The sequence below is a fragment of the Burkholderia sp. IDO3 genome, from assembly GCF_003366075.1.
GTDB classification, from domain to species: Bacteria; Pseudomonadota; Gammaproteobacteria; order Burkholderiales; family Burkholderiaceae; genus Burkholderia; species Burkholderia anthina.
The window spans coordinates 3,159,726-3,180,540 of record NZ_CP028963.1; the positions used below are offsets into that span (position 1 = coordinate 3,159,726).

At 67.3% G+C, this 20,815-nt stretch carries 21 protein-coding genes; 14 read left to right on the forward strand and 7 right to left on the reverse strand.

The annotated features are described in order from the left end of the window. Positions 1-205: 205 nt before the first annotated feature. A complete protein-coding gene (locus DCN14_RS29485; protein ID WP_162826254.1) occupies positions 206-1,288 on the forward strand; it encodes an AI-2E family transporter in 1,083 nt (360 codons plus the stop codon). Positions 1,289-1,393: 105 nt separating this feature from the next. On the opposite strand, the gene purU is transcribed toward DCN14_RS29485, so the two are convergent. The 5 genes from purU to DCN14_RS29510 form a co-directional block, all read right to left on the reverse strand. Continuing rightward, positions 1,394-2,278, reverse strand: a complete 885-nt coding sequence (gene purU, locus DCN14_RS29490; protein ID WP_096507350.1) for a formyltetrahydrofolate deformylase — start codon at positions 2,276-2,278, stop codon at positions 1,394-1,396. 73 nt (positions 2,279-2,351) lie between these two features. Continuing rightward, a complete protein-coding gene (locus DCN14_RS29495; RefSeq protein WP_096507351.1) occupies positions 2,352-3,209 on the reverse strand; it encodes a DUF4743 domain-containing protein in 858 nt (285 codons plus the stop codon). Between the two features lie 5 nt (positions 3,210-3,214). Beyond that, the gene (locus DCN14_RS29500; protein ID WP_096507352.1) at positions 3,215-3,829 is read right to left on the reverse strand and encodes a LysE family translocator; all 615 of its coding nucleotides are present in this window, start codon (positions 3,827-3,829) and stop codon (positions 3,215-3,217) included. Between the two features lie 34 nt (positions 3,830-3,863). Next, positions 3,864-4,430, reverse strand: coding sequence for an adenine phosphoribosyltransferase (locus DCN14_RS29505; RefSeq protein ID WP_034179054.1), 567 nt, complete (start codon positions 4,428-4,430; stop codon positions 3,864-3,866). 87 nt (positions 4,431-4,517) lie between these two features. Then, complete coding sequence (locus DCN14_RS29510; RefSeq protein WP_096507353.1) at positions 4,518-6,524, reverse strand: monovalent cation:proton antiporter family protein; 2,007 nt, start codon at positions 6,522-6,524, stop codon at positions 4,518-4,520. 125 nt (positions 6,525-6,649) lie between these two features. Between DCN14_RS29510 and kdsD the strand changes: the two genes are divergently transcribed. The 11 genes from kdsD to DCN14_RS29565 all read left to right on the forward strand — a co-directional run bounded on the left by kdsD (position 6,650) and on the right by DCN14_RS29565 (position 15,892). Then, the gene (gene kdsD, locus DCN14_RS29515; RefSeq protein ID WP_096507354.1) at positions 6,650-7,633 is read left to right on the forward strand and encodes an arabinose 5-phosphate isomerase KdsD; all 984 of its coding nucleotides are present in this window, start codon (positions 6,650-6,652) and stop codon (positions 7,631-7,633) included. After that, complete coding sequence (locus DCN14_RS29520) at positions 7,633-8,169, forward strand: HAD family hydrolase (RefSeq protein WP_096507355.1); 537 nt, start codon at positions 7,633-7,635, stop codon at positions 8,167-8,169. Before kdsD ends, DCN14_RS29520 begins: the two co-directional genes overlap by 1 nt. Before the next feature lie 3 nt (positions 8,170-8,172). Further along, positions 8,173-8,787 (forward strand): LPS export ABC transporter periplasmic protein LptC, encoded by a 615-nt coding sequence (gene lptC, locus DCN14_RS29525; RefSeq protein ID WP_096507356.1) that lies wholly within the window; start codon positions 8,173-8,175, stop codon positions 8,785-8,787. Positions 8,788-8,807: 20 nt separating this feature from the next. Beyond that, the gene (lptA, locus tag DCN14_RS29530; RefSeq protein ID WP_096507357.1) at positions 8,808-9,473 is read left to right on the forward strand and encodes a lipopolysaccharide transport periplasmic protein LptA; all 666 of its coding nucleotides are present in this window, start codon (positions 8,808-8,810) and stop codon (positions 9,471-9,473) included. After that, positions 9,470-10,246 (forward strand): LPS export ABC transporter ATP-binding protein, encoded by a 777-nt coding sequence (gene lptB / locus DCN14_RS29535; RefSeq protein WP_096507358.1) that lies wholly within the window; start codon positions 9,470-9,472, stop codon positions 10,244-10,246. Before lptA ends, lptB begins: the two co-directional genes overlap by 4 nt. Before the next feature lie 169 nt (positions 10,247-10,415). Beyond that, positions 10,416-11,921 (forward strand): RNA polymerase factor sigma-54, encoded by a 1,506-nt coding sequence (locus tag DCN14_RS29540; RefSeq protein ID WP_096507359.1) that lies wholly within the window; start codon positions 10,416-10,418, stop codon positions 11,919-11,921. A 159-nt stretch (positions 11,922-12,080) separates the two neighbouring features. After that, entirely contained in the window at positions 12,081-12,440 is a 360-nt protein-coding gene (gene raiA, locus DCN14_RS29545) for a ribosome-associated translation inhibitor RaiA (protein WP_006477786.1), read from the forward strand. A 195-nt stretch (positions 12,441-12,635) separates the two neighbouring features. After that, the gene (locus tag DCN14_RS29550) at positions 12,636-13,148 is read left to right on the forward strand and encodes a PTS sugar transporter subunit IIA (RefSeq protein WP_059451610.1); all 513 of its coding nucleotides are present in this window, start codon (positions 12,636-12,638) and stop codon (positions 13,146-13,148) included. 129 nt (positions 13,149-13,277) lie between these two features. Beyond that, a complete protein-coding gene (gene hprK / locus DCN14_RS29555; RefSeq protein WP_006483133.1) occupies positions 13,278-14,246 on the forward strand; it encodes an HPr(Ser) kinase/phosphatase in 969 nt (322 codons plus the stop codon). 75 nt (positions 14,247-14,321) lie between these two features. Further along, positions 14,322-15,230 carry an RNase adapter RapZ gene (gene rapZ, locus DCN14_RS29560; RefSeq protein ID WP_096507360.1) on the forward strand — a complete coding sequence of 303 codons (909 nt, stop codon included), beginning with the start codon at positions 14,322-14,324 and terminating at the stop codon, positions 15,228-15,230. 26 nt (positions 15,231-15,256) lie between these two features. Next, on the forward strand, positions 15,257-15,892 hold the full coding sequence (locus DCN14_RS29565) for an LON peptidase substrate-binding domain-containing protein (protein ID WP_096507361.1): 636 nt from the start codon (positions 15,257-15,259) through the stop codon (positions 15,890-15,892). A 110-nt stretch (positions 15,893-16,002) separates the two neighbouring features. Here the strand turns inward: DCN14_RS29565 and mutY are convergent, their stop codons facing one another. Together mutY and mutM are read right to left on the reverse strand one after the other, a co-directional pair. Then, complete coding sequence (gene mutY / locus DCN14_RS29570) at positions 16,003-17,103, reverse strand: A/G-specific adenine glycosylase (protein ID WP_096507362.1); 1,101 nt, start codon at positions 17,101-17,103, stop codon at positions 16,003-16,005. Positions 17,104-17,139: 36 nt separating this feature from the next. Next, positions 17,140-17,967 carry a bifunctional DNA-formamidopyrimidine glycosylase/DNA-(apurinic or apyrimidinic site) lyase gene (gene mutM / locus DCN14_RS29575; RefSeq protein ID WP_044847468.1) on the reverse strand — a complete coding sequence of 276 codons (828 nt, stop codon included), beginning with the start codon at positions 17,965-17,967 and terminating at the stop codon, positions 17,140-17,142. A 395-nt stretch (positions 17,968-18,362) separates the two neighbouring features. On the opposite strand from mutM, the gene DCN14_RS29580 reads away from it, so the two are divergent. Both DCN14_RS29580 and lolB read left to right on the forward strand, forming a co-directional pair. Further along, on the forward strand, positions 18,363-20,186 hold the full coding sequence (locus DCN14_RS29580; protein ID WP_096507363.1) for a tetratricopeptide repeat protein: 1,824 nt from the start codon (positions 18,363-18,365) through the stop codon (positions 20,184-20,186). Continuing rightward, entirely contained in the window at positions 20,186-20,806 is a 621-nt protein-coding gene (gene lolB / locus DCN14_RS29585; protein WP_096507364.1) for a lipoprotein insertase outer membrane protein LolB, read from the forward strand. Before DCN14_RS29580 ends, lolB begins: the two co-directional genes overlap by 1 nt. Positions 20,807-20,815: the final 9 nt, after the last annotated feature.

Here is a 20,815-nt window from a genome sequence, read left to right on the forward strand (position 1 = left end):
GGCGGCGCTCGCCCCCGCGCTTTCCATTCAGTGGTTTTCCCTTCTGCGTTTACACCATGAGTCAAACTGCCTCATGGCGGACCATAATGGCAGCTATACTTTACGGTCGTAAGATTCGCCGTCCGCACCAACCCGGTGCGATGCCCGGCGAACGCCGCTCTGCCGCCCATCGCGCGGCATGACACACGAACGACAGGAATCCACGATGGAGAAGCAACAAGAGTCGCGCGACACGCAGAACCGCGAGCCGCACCTGCGCAGCGTGCGGCTGACGAGCGACTTCAGCCTGCCGAAGTTGTCGGCGATCGAGATCGGCAGCTACCTGTTCGCCCTCGTCTCGATGGTGCTCGTCATCGAACTGAGGCTCCTCGGCGGGCTGCTGGCCGGCATGCTGGTCTACCAGCTCATCCACACGATCGCGCCGGTGATCGAACGCCACACCACCAGCATGCGGGCGCGCTGGGTCGCCGTCGTGCTGCTGTCGATCGCGATCGTCGGCGGGCTCACCGGCCTGACGATCGGCATCATCGAACACTTCGAGCACACGGTGCCGAACCTGCAGACCCTGCTCGGCCAACTGATGCAGATCGTCGAGCAGACGCGCGCGCGCACGCCGGCGTGGATCGCGAACCTGCTGCCCGTCGACGTCGAACAGATGAAGACCAAGGCGGCGGTGCTGATGCACTCGCACATGGATCAGCTCCAGCAAGGCGGCAAGAGCGTCGCGCGCGGCTTCGGCCACGTGGTGTTCGGGATGATCATCGGCGCGATGATCGCGATCGGCGTCGAGCACGGCAAGGTGCGCCGGCCGCTGTCGACCGCCCTCGTCACGCGCGTGTCGCGCTTTGCCGAATCGTTCCGCCGGATCGTGTTCGCGCAGATCAAGATCTCGGCGATCAACGCGGCCTTCACGGCCATCTACCTGCTCGTCGCGCTGCCGATCTTCCACCAGCAGCTGCCGCTGTCGAAAACGCTGGTGCTCGTGACCTTCATCGTCGGCCTGCTGCCGGTGATCGGCAACCTGATCTCGAACACGCTGATCGTCGCGGTGTCGCTATCGGTCAGCATGGGCACCGCGATCGCGTCGCTCGCGTTCCTCGTGATCATCCACAAGTTCGAATACTTCCTGAACGCGAAGATCATCGGCGGCCAGATTGAGTCGCGCGCGTGGGAGCTGCTGCTCGCGATGCTGATCATGGAAGCCGCGTTCGGGCTCCCCGGCGTGATCGCCGCGCCGATCTTCTATGCGTACCTGAAGCGCGAACTGTACATGTTGCGGCTGATCTGACGCCGCGCACGTCGCGCAACAAAAAACGCCGCGCCCCGAAAAGGGCGCGGCGTTTTTGTTTGTGGGGGACGGCCATCCGGGGCCGGCCCTCCCGCCGGCAGCCGATCAGCGGAACACGACCGTCTTGGTCCCGTTCAGCACGATCCGGTGCTCGACGTGCCACTTCACCGCGCGCGCAAGCGTCACGCACTCGACGTCGCGGCCGATCGCGGTCAACTGGTCGGGCGTCATGCTGTGGTCGACGCGCTCGACTTCCTGCTCGATGATCGGGCCTTCGTCGAGATCGGTCGTCACGTAGTGCGCGGTCGCGCCGATCAGCTTCACGCCGCGGTCGAACGCCTGGTAGTACGGCTTCGCGCCCTTGAAGCTCGGCAGGAACGAATGGTGGATGTTGATCGCGCGGCCGGCGAGCTGCTGGCACATGTTCGGCGACAGGATCTGCATGTAGCGCGCGAGCACGACGAGATCGGCCCGGTGTTCGTCGATCACTTCCAGCACGCGCGCTTCCTGCGCGGCCTTCGCCGCATCGGACGAACCGCCGACGAGCGGGAAGTGATGAAACGGAATGTTGTAGCTCGCGGCGAGCTGGTAGAACTCCTTGTGGTTCGACACGATCGCCGGAATCTCGATCGGCAGCTGGCCGGTGCGATAGCGGAACAGCAGGTCGTTCAGGCAATGGCCGATCTTCGACACCATGATCACGACGCGCGGCTTCACGGCTGCGTCGTGCAGCTCCCAGCGCATCCCGAATTGCTCGGCGAGCGGCGCGAATTCCTGGCGGAGCGTGTCGAGCGCCGACGCGGCGTCCGTGCCGTCGGCATCCTGCTCGAAGTGCACGCGCATGAAGAACTCGCTGGTGCGGCTGTCGCCGAACTGCGCCGAGTCGAGGATGTTGTTGCTGCGCTCGAACAGGAAGCCCGAGACCGCGTGGACGATGCCGTGCCGGTCGGGGCACGACAGTTTCAAGATAAAGCTGTGATCGGTCGGCATGACCGCTACTCCCTTCGTTTCGGTATTCGTCAAATAGCCCGTTCGCGCGGCTGCGCTTTAGCCCGGGCGCGCGTCACGCGGGCGGCGCGAACAGCGCGTCGATGCCCTCGGCATCCGCCGCCGCGAGCCAGCGATGGCGCAACAGCGTGTCGAGCATCGCGAGGCTCGCATCCATCGTCGCGCGACCCTCGCGCAACCAGCCGATCACCTCGGGCACGCCGGCCAGCAGGTGCTCGGCCACTTCGCCGTCCTGGTTGTGCGGCGCGAAGTCGCGCGGCAGCGGCAGGTCGTACACGAAGATCAGTTCGGACTGCGTGCCTTCCGGCAGCGAGCACAGCACCTGCACCGCGCGGCCCGCGATCGCACGCGCCGCCAGTTCGGCCGGCATGCCGGCCTCTTCCCAGCATTCCTTCGTAAGCGTCTCGTGAACGCCCAGGCCCCAGCCGATACCGCCCGCCACGACGTTGTCGAGCATGCCGGGGTCGGTCGCCTTGGTCGCGCTGCGGCGGCCGAGCCACATCTGCGGCACCGCGGGCGAACCGGGCGCAGCCGCATATTCTACGATGCCGTTCAGGTGGACCGCATAGGTCTGCGTGCCGAAAAAGCGCGACGCGGCGCGCTCGATGTAAGCGAGCGGCGGATCGTCGAAGCGGTTGCGGATCGCATAGATCTCGTCGCGCCAGCCCGGGATCGCGCCCTCGGCCGCCAGCGCGCCGATCGCGCTCGCGAGCGCCATGCTGCGCGCGTCCGCGGTGTCGTAGCGCGCCGACAGCACCACGCGCGCGTCGGTCAGCTCGAACACGTCGGGCCAGCGGGCGAGCTTCGCGACGTCCTGGCGACGCACCCAGCCGACCTGCTCGCCGGCGATCTCGAAACGCAGGTGCGCGGCCGGATCGAAACGGCGCGCGGCCGCAATGCACGGAAACGTCATCGGGCTCAGTCCTTCAGCGCGACGCGGATGCCGATCGCGATGAACGTCGCGCCGGCGATCCGGTCGAGCCACACGCCGGCCTTCGGGCGGCGCTTCAGCCACGTGCCGATCGCGCCCGCGCCGACGCCGAACAGCGTGAAGATCGCGGCCGTCTGCAGCATGAACAGCGCACCCAGCTCGAACATCTGCAGCGTCACGCTCTGCACGCCGTGCGGATCGACGAACTGCGGCAGGAACACGACGAAGAACAGCGTGACCTTCGGGTTCATCAGGTTGCCGATCACGCTCTGGCGGAAGATCGCGCCGAGCGGCTGCGGCGGACGCTCGTGCGCGTTCGCGAGGCCCTGGCTGCGCAGCGCCTTGATGCCGATCCACACGAGGTACGCGGCGCCCGCGAGCTTCAGCGTCTGGAATGCGACCGGCGACGAACGCAGCACGGCCGCGACGCCGAGCGCCGCCAGCGTCGTGTGGAACAGGATTCCGGCCGTGAAGCCGAGCGCCGCGACGAAACCGGCGGCGCGCCCCTGCGAGATGCCGCGCGCGAGCACCTGCAGGTTGTCGGGACCCGGCGCGAACGTGATCGCGATCGACGTCGCGAGAAACAGCATGAAGTTGGGCATCGTGACCTCGCGGCGTGGGCCGGCGTTCGGTGGTTCAGTGGCCGGCGAATTCGGTGACGGTATAGACGGGCAGCCCCGCGTTGCGCAACAGCGTCGAGCCGCCGAGATCCGGCAGGTCGATGATCGCCGCGCCCTCGACGACGACCGCGCCGAGCCGCTGCAGCAGGTTGCGCCCCGCCATCATCGTGCCGCCGGTCGCGATCAGGTCGTCCATGATGATCACGCGGTCGCCGGGGCGGCACGCGTCTTCGTGGATCTCGACCGTCGCGCTGCCGTATTCGAGGTCGTACGATTCGGAGCGCGTCTTGTACGGCAGCTTGCCGACCTTGCGGATCGGCACGAAGCCGACGCTCAGTTCGTACGCGACGATCGGCGCAATGATGAAGCCGCGCGCATCGAGCCCCGCGACGTAGTCGAGCTTCGCATCGACATAGCGTTCGACGAACAGGTCGACGAGGATGCGCAGCGCCTTCGGGCTCTGCAGCAGCGTCGTAATGTCGCGGAACATCACGCCCGGCTGCGGCCAGTCGGGCACCGTGCGGATCTGGCTGTGAATGAAGGCGACCGGATCGAGCGGTGCGCCCGACGACGAATGCGGCATGACACTCTCCGAAAAAAACGGTGCGCGAAGATCGGGCACCGTTTCGAATAAATACGGGTCAGGTTATCGAATCGCGACTCCGGCGACTCAGGCGACCGCGGTCGGCGGCTCGCGCCGATGGCGCGACAGCCGTTCCTCCGCGAGCGCGAGCGCCTCGGGCAGCCCGCGCAGCACGACGATGTCGCTCGCGCGCAGCTTGGTCTGCGGATCGGGTTCGACGCCGCGAATGCCGTGCCGGCGGATCGCCGTGACTTCCAGCCCGAGCGCATACAGCCCGAGCTCCTCCAGCGAGCGCCCGACCGCGTCCGCGCGCGCGTCGACCGGCACAGATTGTAGCCGCACCTGCTCGTGATCGTCGTCGTCCGCGTCGTCCGCGCCGCGGAAATAGCCGCGCAGCAGGCTGTAGCGCTCGTCGCGCATCTCCTCGACGCGCCGCACGACCTTGCGCATCGGCACGCCGACCAGCACCAGCGTATGCGACGCGAGCATCAGGCTGCCCTCGACGATCTCCGGAATCACCTCGGTCGCGCCGGCCGCGAGCAGCTTCTCGAGATCGGCATCGTCGACGGTGCGCACGATCGCCGGCAGCGTCGGCTCCAGCTCGTGCACATGGTGCAGCACGCGCAGCGCGGACGGCGTGTTCGCATAGGTGATCGCGACGGCCGCCGCGCGGTGGATACCGGCCGCGAGCAGCGATTCGCGGCGCGCCGCATCGCCGAACACGACGGATTCGCCGGCGGTCGCGGCCGCGCTCACGCGATCGGGATCGAGGTCGAGCGCGACGTACGAAATGCCTTCCTGCTCGAGCATGCGCGCCAGGTTCTGGCCCGCGCGGCCGTAGCCGCAGATGATCACGTGGCCGCGCTGCTTGAGGCTTTGCGTCGCGATCCGCGTCATCTGCAGCGATTGCTGCATCCATTCCGTCGACGACAGCCGCATCACGATCCGGTCGGCGTTCTGGATCAGGAACGGCGCGGCGAGCATCGACAGCAGCATCGACGCGAGGATCGCCTGCAGCAGCGTCGAATCGACCAGATGCCGGTCGAGGATCAGGTTCAGCAGCACGAAGCCGAATTCGCCGGCCTGCGCGAGCCCGATGCCGGTGCGCATCGCGACGCCCGGCGTCGCGCCGAACAGCCGCGCGAGCCCCGCGATCATCGTCCCCTTGAACAGGATCTGGCCGACGAAGAAGCCGAACACGAGGAGCGGATGCTCCCAGATCACGCGCGGATCGAGCAGCATCCCCGTCGTCACGAAGAACAGGCCGAGCAGCACGTCGCGAAACGGCTTGATGTCCTCCTCGACCTGATGGCGGAACGGCGTCTCGGAGATCAGCATCCCGGCGATGAACGCGCCGAGCGCGAGCGACAGGCCGAAGCGGTCGGTGATGAAGGCGGCGCCGAGCGTGACAAGCAGCAGGTTCAGCACGAACAGCTCCTGCGAGCGGCGCCGCGCGACGACGTTGAGCCAGCGCGTCATGAAGCGCTGGCCGACGATCAGCAGCAGCGCGAGCGCGATCACGATCTTGACCGCCGCGAAGCCGAGCGTGATCGCGAGATCCTTCGACGATTCCGCGCCGAACGCGGCGATCACGATCAGGAGCGGCACCACCGCGAGATCCTGGAACAGCAGCACGCCGAAGATGTTGCGGCCGTGGGCAGTCTCGATCTCGAGCCGCTCGGCGAGCATCTTCGACACGATCGCCGTCGACGACATCGCGAGCGCGCCGCCGAGCGCGACGGCACCCTGCCACGTGATGTGCACCCAGCGCTCGAACAGGAAGCCGAGCACGACCGCGAGCAGGAGCGTCGCGACGACCTGCAGCAGTCCGAGCCCGAACACGAGCCGCTGCATCGCCCTGAGCTTCGCGAGCGAGAATTCGAGGCCGATCGAGAACATCAGGAACACCACGCCGAATTCCGCGAGGTGTTCGGCCCGTTCGAGGTCCGCGGCAATGCCGAACGCGTGCGGGCCGACCAGGATGCCGACTGTCAGGTAGCCGAGCATCGGCGGCAGGTTCAGCGAGCGGAATACGACGACACCCACCACCGAGGCCAGCAGCAGCAGCAGGGTCATTTCGAGCGGGGAAATCACAGGCGAAGCGTCCTCGTTCGTCGGGGCCACGGCAATGCGGGCACGGGTGGTGGCGGTGGTCAGGCGACCTCGGACGAGTCCGAAGGCCCGGCGCGGCGAACAAACGCCTTTGCTATACTCCGCGCATGATAGCGAAAATCAATGATGATCGGGCGCTCGCGCTCGCCCGCGACGTGCTCGACATCGAGGCGGACGCCGTACGCGCGCTGCGCGACCAGCTCGACGGCGACTTCGTCCAGGCCGTTGCGCTGCTGCTCGGCTGCCGCGGCCGCGTGGTGGTGTCCGGCATCGGCAAATCGGGGCATATCGCCCGCAAGATCGCGGCCACGCTGGCGAGCACCGGCACGCCGGCCTTCTTCGTCCATCCGGCCGAAGCCAGCCACGGCGACCTCGGCATGGTCACGTCGGACGACGTCTTCATCGGTATCTCGTATTCGGGCGAGTCGGAAGAACTCGTCGCGATCCTGCCACTCGTCAAGCGAATCGGTGCAAAGCTGATCGCGATCACGGGTCGCGCGGAATCGAGCCTCGGCACGCTCGCCGACGTGAACCTGAACGCCGCGGTCTCGAAGGAAGCGTGCCCGCTGAATCTCGCGCCCACCGCGAGCACGACCGCCGCGCTCGCGCTCGGCGATGCGCTCGCCGTCGCGGTGCTCGACGCGCGCGGCTTCGGTTCCGAGGATTTCGCGCGCTCGCATCCGGGCGGTGCGCTCGGCCGCCGCCTGCTCACCCATGTGCGCGACGTGATGCGTTCGGGCGACGACGTGCCGCTGGTCGGCGCCGACGCGACGCTGTCGGACGCGCTGTTCCAGATTACCGCAAAGCGGATGGGCATGACGGCCGTGGTCGATGCCGACGGCCGCGTCGCTGGCATCTTCACCGACGGCGACCTGCGCCGCGTGCTCGCCCGCGACGGCGATTTCCGCGCGCTGCCGATCGTCGACGTGATGACCCGCGAGCCGCGCACGATCGGCCCCGAACATCTCGCGGTCGAAGCCGTGGAACTGATGGAGCGCCACCGGATCAACCAGATGCTGGTGGTCGATGCCGACGGCGTGCTGATCGGCGCGCTGAACATGCACGACCTGTTTTCGAAGAAGGTGATCTGATGAGCGCAGCGCTGACTGCGGCCGAACGCGCGAGCCGCGTGAAGCTGATGATTTTCGACGTCGACGGCGTGCTAACCGACGGCGGCCTGCTGTTTACCGCGGCCGGCGACGCGATGAAGTCGTTCAATTCGCTTGACGGCCACGGCGTGAAGCTGCTCGGCGAGGCCGGCATCGCGACCGCGATCATCACCGGCCGCCGCTCGGACATCGTCGCGGCGCGCGCGAAGGAAATGAAGATCGCGCACCTGTTCCAGGGCGTCGAGAACAAGCTCGCCGTGTTCGCCGATCTGATCGCGTCGCTCGGCATCGGCGCCGACGCCTGCGGCTACATGGGCGACGACTGGCCCGACCTGCCGGTGATGCTGCGCTGCGGCTTCGCGACCGCGCCGGCCAATGCGCACCCCGAGGTGATCGCCCGCGCGCACTGGGTGGCCGAGGCCCGCGGCGGCCACGGCGCCGTGCGCGAAGTGTGCGACGCGATCCTGCGCGCGCAACGCCGCTACGACGCCATGCTCGCGGCCGCCTGCGGAGCCTGACGGATGAACACGCACTTCCGCTGGACCCAGTTGCTGCCGCTCGTCGCGGTCGCCGCGCTCGCGGGCATCACGTGGTGGCTGCTGCAGGCGACGCTGCCGCCGCCCGGCGAGGGCGCCGTGCAGCCGAAGCGCCATACGCCCGACTATTTCGCGGACAACTTCTCGGTCACCGAGCTCGACCAGTCCGGCACGACCCAGTACCGGCTGACGGCCGCGAAGCTGATCCATTACGAAGACACCGAAAACAGCGACCTGACCGATCCGGCCATGCGCGCGTTCCAGCCCGGCAAGCCGGTCGTGACGACCACCGCGAAGCGCGGCACCGTCAACGGCGACGTGTCGATCGTCGATTTGTACGACGACGCGCGCATCCTGCGCGTGGCCGGCGGCGGCGATCCGCAGATGCAGGCCGATTCCCAGCATTTCCGGATCTTCGTCAATGACGATGTGATCCAGACCGAAAAGCCGGTTAAACTTCAGCGCGGCCTGTCGCTCGTCAACGCGACCGACGGCATGAAGTACAACAACGTCACCCGGGTCATCGAGCTTTACGGCAACGTGCGCGGCACGATTGCCGCGTCCGACGCGTCCGGCGGCTCGAAAGCTCAATCCAGGTGACGCATCCCTCACGTGACTGCATGAACGAACCGTTCCCTCGACCGAATTCCGGCGGCGCTGCGCGCGCCGTCCGCGCCGCGCTCGCCGCGACGCTCGTGGCGCTCCCGCTCGTCGGGCTGGCGCCGCTCGCCCATGCCGAGAAGGCCGACCAGAACAAGCCGATCAACGTCGAGGCGGACAACCTGACCTATGACGACCTGAAGCAGGTCACGGTCGCGACCGGCAACGTCGTGATCACGAAGGGCACGATCATCATCAAGGGCGACCGCGTCGAAGTGCGCCAGGACCCGGAAGGCTATCAGTACGCGACGTCGTTCGGCAGCGGCAAGAAGCATGCGACGTTCCGCCAGAAGCGCGAAGGTCTCGACGAGTACATCGACGGCGACGCCGAGCGCATCGACTACGACGGCAAGCAGGACCTGACGACGCTGACGACCGCGGCCACCGTGCGCCGCCTGCAGGGCACGTCGACCATCGCCGACACCGTGCACGGCAGCGTGATCACGTACGACGGCCAGCACGACTTCTACACCGCGAAGGGCGGCAAGGACGTCGCGGCGCCGGGCAACCCGACCGGCCGCGTGCGCGCGATGCTGTCGCCGAAGAACGGCGGCGCAGGGCCGCTGAACGGCGCGCCGGCGAAGCTGTCGCCGTCGACCACGATCCAGGGAGCGCCGGGCCAATGAACGCGCTACCGAATCGCCAGCCGGCCGGCACGACGAGTTCGCTCGTCGTCCGCAACCTGAAGAAGCGCTACGGCTCGCGCACCGTCGTCAAGGACGTGTCGCTCGACGTGAAGAGCGGCGAGGTCGTCGGCCTGCTCGGCCCGAACGGCGCCGGCAAGACGACGTCGTTCTACATGATCGTGGGCCTCGTGCCGCTCGACGCGGGCGAGATTTCGCTGAACGGCAGCTCGATCAGCCTGCTGCCGATCCACAAGCGCGCATCGCTCGGCCTGTCGTACCTGCCGCAGGAAGCGTCCGTGTTCCGCAAGCTGACCGTCGAGGAGAACATCCGCGCGGTGCTCGAGCTGCAGTACGGCGACGACGGCAAGCGGCTGTCGAAGGACGCGATCGCGTCGCGCACCGAGGCGCTGCTCGACGAGCTGCAGATCGCCCACCTGCGCGAGAATCCGGCGCTGTCGCTGTCGGGCGGCGAACGCCGTCGCGTCGAAATCGCGCGTGCGCTCGCGACCAACCCGAACTTCATCCTGCTCGACGAACCGTTCGCCGGCGTCGATCCGATCGCGGTGCTCGAGATCCAGAAGATCGTCAAGTTCCTGAAGCAGCGCAACATCGGCGTGTTGATTACCGATCACAACGTCCGCGAAACGCTCGGCATCTGCGACCACGCATACATCATCAGCGACGGTTCGGTGCTCGCCGCCGGCGCGCCGAGCGACATCATCGAGAACGAAAGCGTACGCCGCGTGTACCTCGGCGAACACTTCCGCATGTAACTCCCCTCGTGGCTGGCCGCCCCCCGCCCGGCACCGCCGTGCGGGGCCGCACGCGGCTTTCCAGCCATGTCGCCGCCCTACCCGCGGCCGGGCGGCGCGCCGCGCGTAATCGCGGATGGCTCAAGGCGCCTGGGTCGTGGCACACTGCCGGTATGACTCCCTCTCTGCCATGAAAGCCAGCCTTCAACTCCGCCTGTCGCAACATTTGGCGCTGACGCCGCAGCTACAGCAGTCGATCCGGCTTCTGCAGTTGTCGACGCTCGAACTGCAACAGGAAGTCGCGATGGCCGTCGCGCAGAATCCGCTGCTCGAAAACGACGATGAATGGATCGCGAGTCCGCTGCGTGTCGCGGCGGATGGATCGCTGATCGCGCAGACGCCGCCCGCGCAAAGCACCGAACCTGCCGCCGCGAACGGCAGCAGCCAGTCGGGCGAGCGCGCCGAACGCGACGAACCGGCCGGCGCCGACGAATACGACGGCTACGCATCCGGCGACGGCAACGACGGCCCGCAGTGGAATCTCGACGAGTTCGGCCGCTCGAGCGGCGCATCGGACGACGACGACCTGCCGCCGCTGCAGGTGCAGGAAGCCGCGACGTCGCTGCGCGACCATCTCTCCGCGCAACTGCGCGTCACGCAGGCCGGCCCGCGCGATCGCGCGCTCGTGATGTTCCTGATCGAATCGCTCGACGACGACGGCTACCTGACCGCGTCGCTCGACGAAGTGCTCGCCGATTTGCCAGCCGAACTCGAAATCGACTGCGACGAACTGAACGCGGCGCTCGCGCTGCTGCACAGCTTCGACCCCGCCGGGGTCGGTGCGCGCTCGGCATCCGAATGCCTGAAGCTGCAGCTGCTGCGCCTCGATCCGTCCCCCACCCGCACGCTCGCGCTCGAAATCGTGTCGCAGCATCTCGAACTGCTCGCCGCGCGCGATTTCACGCGGCTGCGCAAGCACCTGAAGGCGAGCGACGACGCGCTGCGCGACGCGCACACGCTGATCCGCTCGCTGGAGCCGTTCCCGGGCGCCGCCTACGGCAAGGCCGAAGCCGACTACGTCGTGCCCGACATCATCGTGAAGAAGTCCGGCCAGAGCTGGCTTGCGGAACTCAATCCGGAAGTGATGCCGCGCCTGCGGATCAACAACCTGTACGCGAACATCCTGCGCAACAGCCGCGGCGATCCGTCGGCCGGATCGTTGAAACAGCAGCTCCAGGAAGCGCGCTGGCTGATCAAGAACATCCAGCAGCGCTTCGACACGATCCTGCGTGTCGCGCAGGCTATTGTCGAGCGTCAGAAGAATTTCTTTGCGCACGGTGAAATTGCCATGCGCCCCTTGGTTTTGCGGGAAATAGCTGATACGCTGGGCCTACACGAGTCGACTGTCAGCCGTGTGACAACAGGCAAGTACATGCTGACCCCGTTCGGGACGCTTGAATTTAAGTACTTCTTCGGATCACACGTTTCGACCGACACCGGAGGCGCCGCTTCGTCGACCGCCATCCGAGCCCTGATCAAGCAACTGATAGGAGCTGAAGACCCAAAATCGCCACTTTCGGACAGCCGCATTGCCGAGCTGCTGGCAGAACAGGGTTTCGTGGTTGCGCGCCGCACGGTCGCCAAGTATCGCGAAGCCCTCAAAATCCCGGCAGTGAATCTGCGCAAGTCTCTTTAAGCCTGCTGCCTGCCCGGCGGCAGGCGTGTTCCGGCCACCGCGCACACGGGGAACAGGCCGGGCGACCTGTCCGCGAATTTGCCGCTACGTGCGGCAGGGGCAAGTCGACCGGAGCGCCGCCTCGATGCGGCCGGGTGGTCACTCGCTTGGAGAAGCACTATGAACCTGAAGATCAGTGGACATCATCTCGAAGTCACGCCTGCCATTCGCGAATACGTGATCACCAAGCTGGACCGGGTGCTACGCCATAGCGATCAGGTGATCGATGGCACTGTGATCCTCTCGGTCGACAACCACAAGGAAAAGGACAAGCAGCAGCGCGCGGAAATCAATCTGCACCTGAAGGGCAAGGACATCTTCGTCGAAAGCGCGAACGGTAACCTGTACGCCGCGATCGATCTGCTGATCGACAAGCTGGATCGCCAGGTCGTCAAGCACATGGAGCGTCTGCAAACGCACGCACACGATCCGATCAAGCTGCAGCCGTCGATCGACCAGATCGAACTGCCGCCGCAATAACGGTTACTGCAGCACACACGCCGCCCGGTTCGCCGGGCGTTTTTTTTGTGACTTCGACGCAGTGGTGCGACCGGTCCGTCCATGCTGCGCCACGCGCGCGGCTGTGCTCTATAATGTTCCGGTTATCGCCGGGGGGCGTTGGTGCGGTAGCTGCCTTGCAGGTTGCCGATACCGAACGCCTTGATATCGCCGAACATGGAAAATCAGTCTGCCGCAGCAAGGAGACCCCAGGCCGCCCAATCGCCTGCCAACATGAATCGCCTAGCCAAAATCCTGCCCATAGAGAACGTCGTCATCGACCTCTCCGTCACCAGCAAGAAACGCGTCTTCGAACAAGCCGGGCTGATCTTCGAGAATCAGAACGGCATCGCCCGCAGCACCGTCACGGACAACCTGTTCGCGCGCGAGCGCCTCGGCTCGACCGGGCTCGGCGAAGGCGTCGCGATTCCGCACGGGCGTATCAAGGGGCTCAAGCACCCGCTCGCCGCGTTCGTGCGGCTCGCCGATGCGATCCCGTTCGAAGCGCCCGACGGCCAGCCGGTCGGTCTCCTGATTTTCCTGCTCGTCCCCGAGCAAGCCACCCAGCAACACCTCGAGATCCTGTCGGAAATCGCGCAACTGCTGTCCGATCGCGACGCGCGCGAGCGTCTGCACAACGAAACGGATATCGCCGAGTTGCATCGCCTGCTCACTCAGTGGCAACCTTGAGTTGATCCGGGCAGAATATTTTCCCGAACGAGGCGGCATGCGCCGCCGTCCACGGCTGCCCGGCGCCGGCCCCGCATGGCGACGCCCGTCGCCGCGCGCGTGCACCGGCTCATTGGAGTGACGAGAGTCATGGATACGTCCAGCATCAACGCCCAGAGCATCTTCGACGACAACGCAGCCACGCTGAAGCTGAGCTGGCTGACGGGGCATGAAGGCTGGGAGCGCGGTTTTTCGGCCGACACCGTCGGCAACGCGACGTCGAGCGCCGACCTCGTCGGCCACCTGAACCTGATCCACCCGAACCGGATCCAGGTGCTCGGCGAAGCCGAAATCGACTACTACCAGCGGCAGACCGACGAAGACCGTTCGCGCCACATGGCCGAGCTGATCGCACTCGAACCGCCGTTCCTCGTCGTCGCCGGCGGCGCGGCGGCGCCGCCCGAACTGGTGCTGCGCTGCACGCGCTCGTCCACCCCGCTGTTCACGACGCCGATGTCGGCCGCCGCGGTGATCGACAGCCTGCGGCTCTACATGTCGCGCATCCTCGCGCCGCGCGCGACGCTGCACGGCGTGTTCCTCGACATCCTCGGGATGGGCGTGCTGCTCACCGGCGACTCCGGTCTCGGCAAGAGCGAACTCGGCCTCGAGCTCATCAGCCGCGGTCACGGCCTCGTCGCCGACGACGCGGTCGACTTCGTTCGACTTGGCCCCGATTTCGTCGAAGGCCGCTGCCCGCCGCTGCTGCAGAACCTGCTCGAAGTTCGCGGCCTCGGCCTGCTCGACATCAAGACGATCTTCGGCGAAACCGCCGTGCGGCGGAAAATGAAGCTGAAGCTGATCGTCCAGCTCGTACGCCGTCCGGACGGCGAATTCCAGCGCCTGCCGCTGGAAAGCCAGACCGTCGACGTGCTCGGCCTGCCGATCAGCAAGGTCACGATCCAGGTGGCGGCCGGCCGCAACCTCGCGGTGCTCGTCGAGGCAGCCGTGCGAAACACGATCCTGCAGTTGCGCGGAATCGACACGTTGCGCGATTTCATGGATCGGCAACGACTCGCGATGCAAGATCCCGACAGTCAGTTCCCCGGCAAGCTGGTGTAATTCCCCCGCGCCGGCCACGCAGCGCCGGCGCGTCGAGCCGGTGCTATGATGAAACGTCAGGATTCTCTGCTTCCCATGCGCATCGTCCTCATCACCGGCATCTCCGGCTCAGGCAAATCCGTCGCGCTGAACGCGCTTGAAGACGCGGGCTATTACTGCGTCGACAACCTGCCGCCGCACGTGCTCCCCGAACTCGCCCGCTACCTCGCCGAGGCAGGCCAGCACCGGCTCGCGGTCGCAATCGATGCGCGCTCGAGCGCGTCGCTCGACGAAATGCCCGGCCTGATCCGCGCGCTGTCGCTCGAGCACGACGTCCGCGTGCTGTTCCTGAACGCGAGCACGCAGGCATTGATCCAGCGCTTCTCCGAAACGCGCCGGCGCCACCCGCTGTCCGGCTCGCCGTCGCACGATGCGAACGTCGGGCTGCTGTCGTCGCTCGAGGAAGCGATCGAGCGCGAACGCGATCTCGTCGCGCCGCTCGCCGAATTCGGTCACCAGATCGATACCAGCACGCTGCGTGCGAACGTGCTGCGCACGTGGGTCAAGCGCTTCATCGAGCAGAAGAACAACGACCTGATGGTGATGTTCGAGTCGTTCGGCTTCAAGCGCGGCGTGCCGCTCGACGCCGACCTGATGTTCGACGTGCGCGCGCTGCCGAATCCGTACTACGACCATGAGCTGCGCCCGCTCACCGGGCTCGACCAGCCGGTCATCGCCTTTCTCGACGCACTGCCGATCGTCCATCAGATGATCGACGACATCCATGCGTTCCTGATGAAATGGCTGCCGCACTTTCGCGAAGACAACCGCAGCTACCTGACCGTCGCCATCGGCTGCACGGGCGGGCAGCATCGCTCGGTGTTCATCGCGGAAACGCTCGCCGCGCGCCTCGCGCCCGAGGCGAACGTGATCGTGCGGCATCGTGACGCGCCCGTGGATGTCGACGCGTCGTCGCGGCTCGTCACCGAGGTCGACCGACCTTAGCGACTCCGCCCTTTCGCCGGCGCGCCATGTCTACCCTATCGACCACCCTGATCGACCTGCCGCTGTTTCCGCTGCACACGGTGCTGTTCCCCGGTGGCTGGCTGCCGCTCAAGGTGTTCGAGGCGCGCTATCTCGACATGGCCCGCGCCTGCCTGCGCGACGAGGCGCCGTTCGGCGTGTGCCTGCTGAAGAGCGGCCCCGAAGTCGCGCAGGACGGCGCCGTCTCGGTGCCCGAGACCATCGGCTGCATGGCACGCATCACCGAATGCGACACCGGCGAATTCGGGATGCTGTTCCTGCAGACCGTCGGCACGCAACGCTTCGAGCTGCTGTCGTATCGCGTCGAAGGCAACGGGCTGCTGGTCGGCATCGCGGAGCCGCTGCCCGACGACATCCCGCTCGAAGGCGAGCAGGCGCTCGCGCAATTCGGCTCGTGTGCCGAGGTGCTCGAGCGCATCATCGAAGCGCTGAAGAAATCGGAACCGGGCAAGATGCCGTTCGGCGAACCGTTCCGCCTCGACGATCCGAGCTGGGTGTCGAACCGCCTCGCCGAACTGCTGCCGCTCGACCTGCGCGCGCGGCAGAAGCTGATGGAGTTTCCGGACGTCGGCGCACGCATCGACGCCGTACACCACGTGCTCGACCGGCACGGGTGGCTGTAAGCGCACCCATCGCGCGTCGCGTCGTGGCGACATCCCGCGCGGTGCACGGGCCGGGTTGAAACCCGGCGCGTTGGAAAGCACGCGGCGCCTGCCGCGCACCGCCCCTTTCGTTACAGCAGCGGCCCGCTCAGCGCATCGAGCAGCTTGCGCACGGGCGCCGGCACGCCGTACGCGTCGAGCCTGCTCAGCGGCACCCACGCCGTCTCGGCATCCTGCGCAAGCGGCAGTCCGCCGGCCGTCATGTCGCTCAGCCGCGGCTCGATCTCGAGCCGGAAATGCGTGAACGTATGCGTGAACGGCGCGAGCGCCACCGGGCCGCCGCCGCCGAAGCCGCGCGCGAGTTCCGTGAGCGCGGCGTCGCCGTCGGCCTGCGGCAGGCACCACAGCCCGCCCCAGATGCCGGCCGGCGGACGCCGCTCGAGCAGCACGGCATCGCCGTCGCGCAGCACGAGCATCCAGGTCTTGCGCGTCGGCACCGCCTTCTTCGGCCGTGCGGCCGGCAGTTCGCGCTGCCGCCCCGTCGATTGCGCGACGCAGTCGCCCGCGAACGGACAACGCGCGCAATCCGGCTTGCCGCGCATGCACAGCGTCGCGCCGAGATCCATCAGCCCCTGCGTGTACGCGCTCACGTCGGCCGGGTTCGCGGCATCCGGCAGCAGCGATTCGGCAAGCGCCCACATGTCGTTCTCGACGCGCTTCTCGCCCGGAAAGCCTTCGACGCCGAACACCCGGGCGAGCACGCGTTTCACGTTGCCGTCGAGAATCGTCGCACGCGCGCCGTAGGCGAACGACGCGATCGCCGCGGCCGTCGAGCGGCCGATGCCGGGCAGTTCGGCGAGCGCGTCGGGCGTCGGCGGGAATACGCCGCCATGCTCGGCGGCGACCACCTGCGCGCAGCGATGCAGGTTACGGGCGCGCGAGTAGTAGCCGAGGCCGGCCCACAGCGCCATCACGTCGTCGGCCGGCGCGTCGGCCAGCGCGACGACGGTCGGGAAGCGTTCGAGAAAGCGCGCGTAGTACGGAATGACGGTCGACACCTGCGTCTGCTGCAGCATGATTTCCGACAACCAGATCCGGTACGGATCGCGGGTGTTCTGCCACGGCAGGTCGTGGCGGCCGTGCACGCGCTGCCACGCGACGAGGCGCGAGGCGAACGTGCCGTGCAGCGGCGTGACGGGGTATGGGGCGGGGGCGGTGCGAGGCGGCTTCAAGTGGTCGAGTCTGTGAAAAAAGGTTCAACGCGCGGTTCAGCGCTGGCAGGTCGGGCAGTAATAGGTCGAACGCTGACCCTGGACGATCTGCCGGATCGGCGTGCCGCAGACGCGGCACGGCAGGCCCGCGCGATCGTAGACGAAGCAGTCGAGTTGGAAATACCCGCTTTCGCCGTTGCTGCCGACGAAGTCGCGCAGCGTGCTGCCGCCGCGCTCGATCGCGTCGGCGAGCGTCGCCCGGACGGCGTCGGCCAGCCGCTCGTAGCGCGGCAACGATACCTTGCCGGCGGCCGTCGTCGGCCGGATGCCGGCGCGAAACAGGCTCTCGGACGCATAGATGTTGCCGACGCCGACGACCATGTCGCCCGCGAGCAGCGCCTGCTTGACCGACACCGTGCGGCCGCGTGTGCGCGCGTGCAGCAGCGCGCCGGTGAACGCGGGCGAGAACGGTTCGACGCCGAGGCTCGCGAGCAGCGGATGCGCATGCACGTCGCCCGCTTCGCGCGGGTGCCACAGCACGGCGCCGAAACGGCGCGGATCGCGGAACCGCAGCACGAATTCGTCGAAAATCCAGTCGATGTGGTCGTGTTTGGCGGCAACCGGCACGCCGGCCGCGGGCAGGACGCGCAACGTGCCCGTCATCCCGAGATGGACGATGAACCAGCCCGCGTCGACCTCGAACAGCAGGTACTTGCCGCGACGCTCGACCGCGAGCACCTCGCGCGCGCGCAATTGCTCCGCGAGCCCCGCCGGCACGGGCCAGCGCAGCATCGCGGTACGGACGTCGACACGCTCGACGCGGCGGCCTGCGACAAAGGGCTCGATGCCCCGGCGCGTGACTTCGACTTCTGGCAACTCTGGCATATTTTGCGGGTCTGAGGCGAGGGTCTGTTTACATGTGGAACGCGCATGCGTTGCCACGAGAACGGCCGCTCGCGAGGCGCGCGACGCCGCGAATACTGACGTATTCGCAAGAAGCGCAACGCGGCGAGCGGCCGTTCTCGTGGCAACCCCTAATTAAAAAAATTCATTCCACGGGAATGCTCCAAATCGCCCGCATGGCGGCGTCGCTCGTCGCTTGTTTGGCTCGCCAAACGGCGCTCCTCGCTTCTTGCCTGCGCCCCGCAAGGAAGTCCCCTTGGGGGACGGGCGATTTGGGGCATTCGCATGCGCGTTCCACATGTAAACAGACCCTATCACTATCGTGCGTGTATTGTAGCGAGCGCGTTACAATCGGTTGAAACATCGAACGGATTTCCATGACCTTGCCCTCGAAGCTGCTTCTGAAGCGCCCCGCCGCCGAGCGTGGCGCGCGTGCGTTCCCGGTCCGCCGCGCGCTCGGCGCCGCGCTGTTCGCGGCCTGGACCCTCTCCGCCTTCCCGGCTCACGCGCAGGATCTGGCATCGGACGACGCGGATTCGCAGGGCGCGTTCGAGCACGTAATGCCGGACGAGAAGAAGGATCTCCCCGGCGTCCCGCTGACGAGCCAGATCGTCTATCAGGTGCTGGCTGCCGAGGTCGCGCTCCAGCGCAGCCAGCCCGCGCCGGCCTACCAGACCTATCTCGCGCTCGCCCGCGACACGCACGATCCGCGCATGGCGCAGCGCGCGACCGAGATCGCGCTCGGCGCGCAGAGCCCGGCCGACGCACTGTCGGCGGCGTCCCTGTGGCGCCAGTACGCCCCCGATTCGAACCGCGCATCGCAGGTCGACGCCGCGCTGCTCGTGCTCGCCGGCAAGCCGGCCGACGCAGAGCCGATGCTCGCGCGCGAACTGGCCCGCGCGACCGGCGAAACGCGCGGCCCCGCGATCCTCGCGCTGCAGGCGCTGCTGGTGCGCGGCGCCGACCGCGTCGGCGGCCTCGCGGTGCTGAAGGACATGCTGAAGAACGACATGAACCGGCCCGAAGCGCAGCTCGCGATCGCGCGGCAGCAGCTCGCGGTCGACGACAAGGACGGCGCCGCGCAATCGCTGAAGCAGGCGCTGCAGATCCGCCCGGACTACCTGCCGGCGGCGCTGATGCTGTCGCAGATGGGCCCCGCAGAGCGGGCGGCCGGCATCGCGTCGTTCGAGAAATATGTTCAGCAGAATCCGAAGTCGCGCGACGCGCGGCTCGCGCTGTCGCAGCTCTATCTCGCCGATGATCGCCTGGACGACGCGCAGAAGCAGTTCGAGACGATGCGCAAGCTCGACTCGAAGGATCCGACGCCGCTGATGGCGCTCGCGCTGATCAAGATCCAGCAGAAGAAGCTCGACGACGCGAGCGCGTACCTGAAACAGTACGTGCAGCTCGGCGACAAGCAGCCGAACCTCGACGTTGGCCAGGGCTACATCTATCTCGCGCAGATCGCGATCGAGCAGGGCAACGACGCGCAGGCGTCGCAATGGCTCGACAAGGTCGACCAGACGAGCCAGCACTACCTGCCCGCGCAGATCACGCGCGCGCAGCTGCTGCAGAAACAGGGCAAGACCGACGAAGCGCGCAAGGTGCTCGACGACCTGCCGATCAGCGATCCGCGCGATGCAGCGGTCGTCGCACGCACCGACGCGTCGATCCTGTTCACCGCGAAGCGCTATCCGGAAGCCGAGGCGCGGCTCGCGCAGGCGGTGCAGGACTTCCCGGACGATCCCGACCTGCGCTACGACTACGCGATGGCGGCCGAAAAGACCGGCCACTACACGACGATGGAAAAGCAGCTGCGCGAGCTGATCCGCACGCAGCCCGACAATCCGCAGGCGTACAACGCGCTCGGCTATTCGCTGGCCGATCGCAACCAGCGCCTGCCCGAGGCCAGCAAGCTGATCGACAAGGCAATGTCGCTCGCGCCGAACGACGCGTACATCATGGACAGCCTCGGCTGGGTGAAGTACCGGATGGGCGACACGGCCGGCGCGGCGAAGGTCCTGCGGCATGCGTACGACCTGCAGCCGAACGCCGAGATCGGCGCGCACCTCGGCGAAGTGCTGTGGAAGAGCGGCGCGCAGGACGACGCGCGCGCCGCGTGGCGTGCCGCGCAGAAGCTCGAACCCGACAACGACACGCTCGTGCAGACGCTCAAGCGCTTCCAGATCAACAGCCTCTGATGCGGATGTCCCCGATGCTTTCCCCGTCTTCCCGCGTGCTGCGCACGCTGGCCGCGGCCGGTGCGGCGCTCGCGCTTGCCGGCTGCGCGAGCACGCCGCCGTCGGCGAATGCGCCGTCGGGCGCCGTGCTGCAGACGGCCGCAACGCATGCGTACCACGGCCGCTTCGCGGTGCAGTACAACGACAGCCTCGGCAGGCCGCAGAACGTGTACGGCAACTTCGACTGGCAGGAGCACGGCGACGACGTCTCGCTCGAATTGCTCAGCCCGCTCGGCCAGACGCTCGCGATCGTGAAATCGACGCCGCAGGCCGCATCGCTCGAGCTGCCGAACCGTCAGCCGCAATACGCGACGGACGTCGGCGAGCTGATGCAGAACACGCTCGGCTTCTCGCTGCCGCTGGCCGGCCTGCGCTACTGGCTGCTGCCGACGCCCGCGCCCGCGACGCCCGCGCAGACGGTGCGCGACCCGGCCGACGCGACGCACGTCAAGCAGATTCGCCAGGACGGCTGGACGATCGACTACCTCGCCTACGCGGACGCACCGGCCACCGGCGTCAAGCGCGTCAACCTCGTGCGCGCGACGCCGCCGCTCGACATCAAGCTCGTGCTCGACCAGTAAGCACGCGAA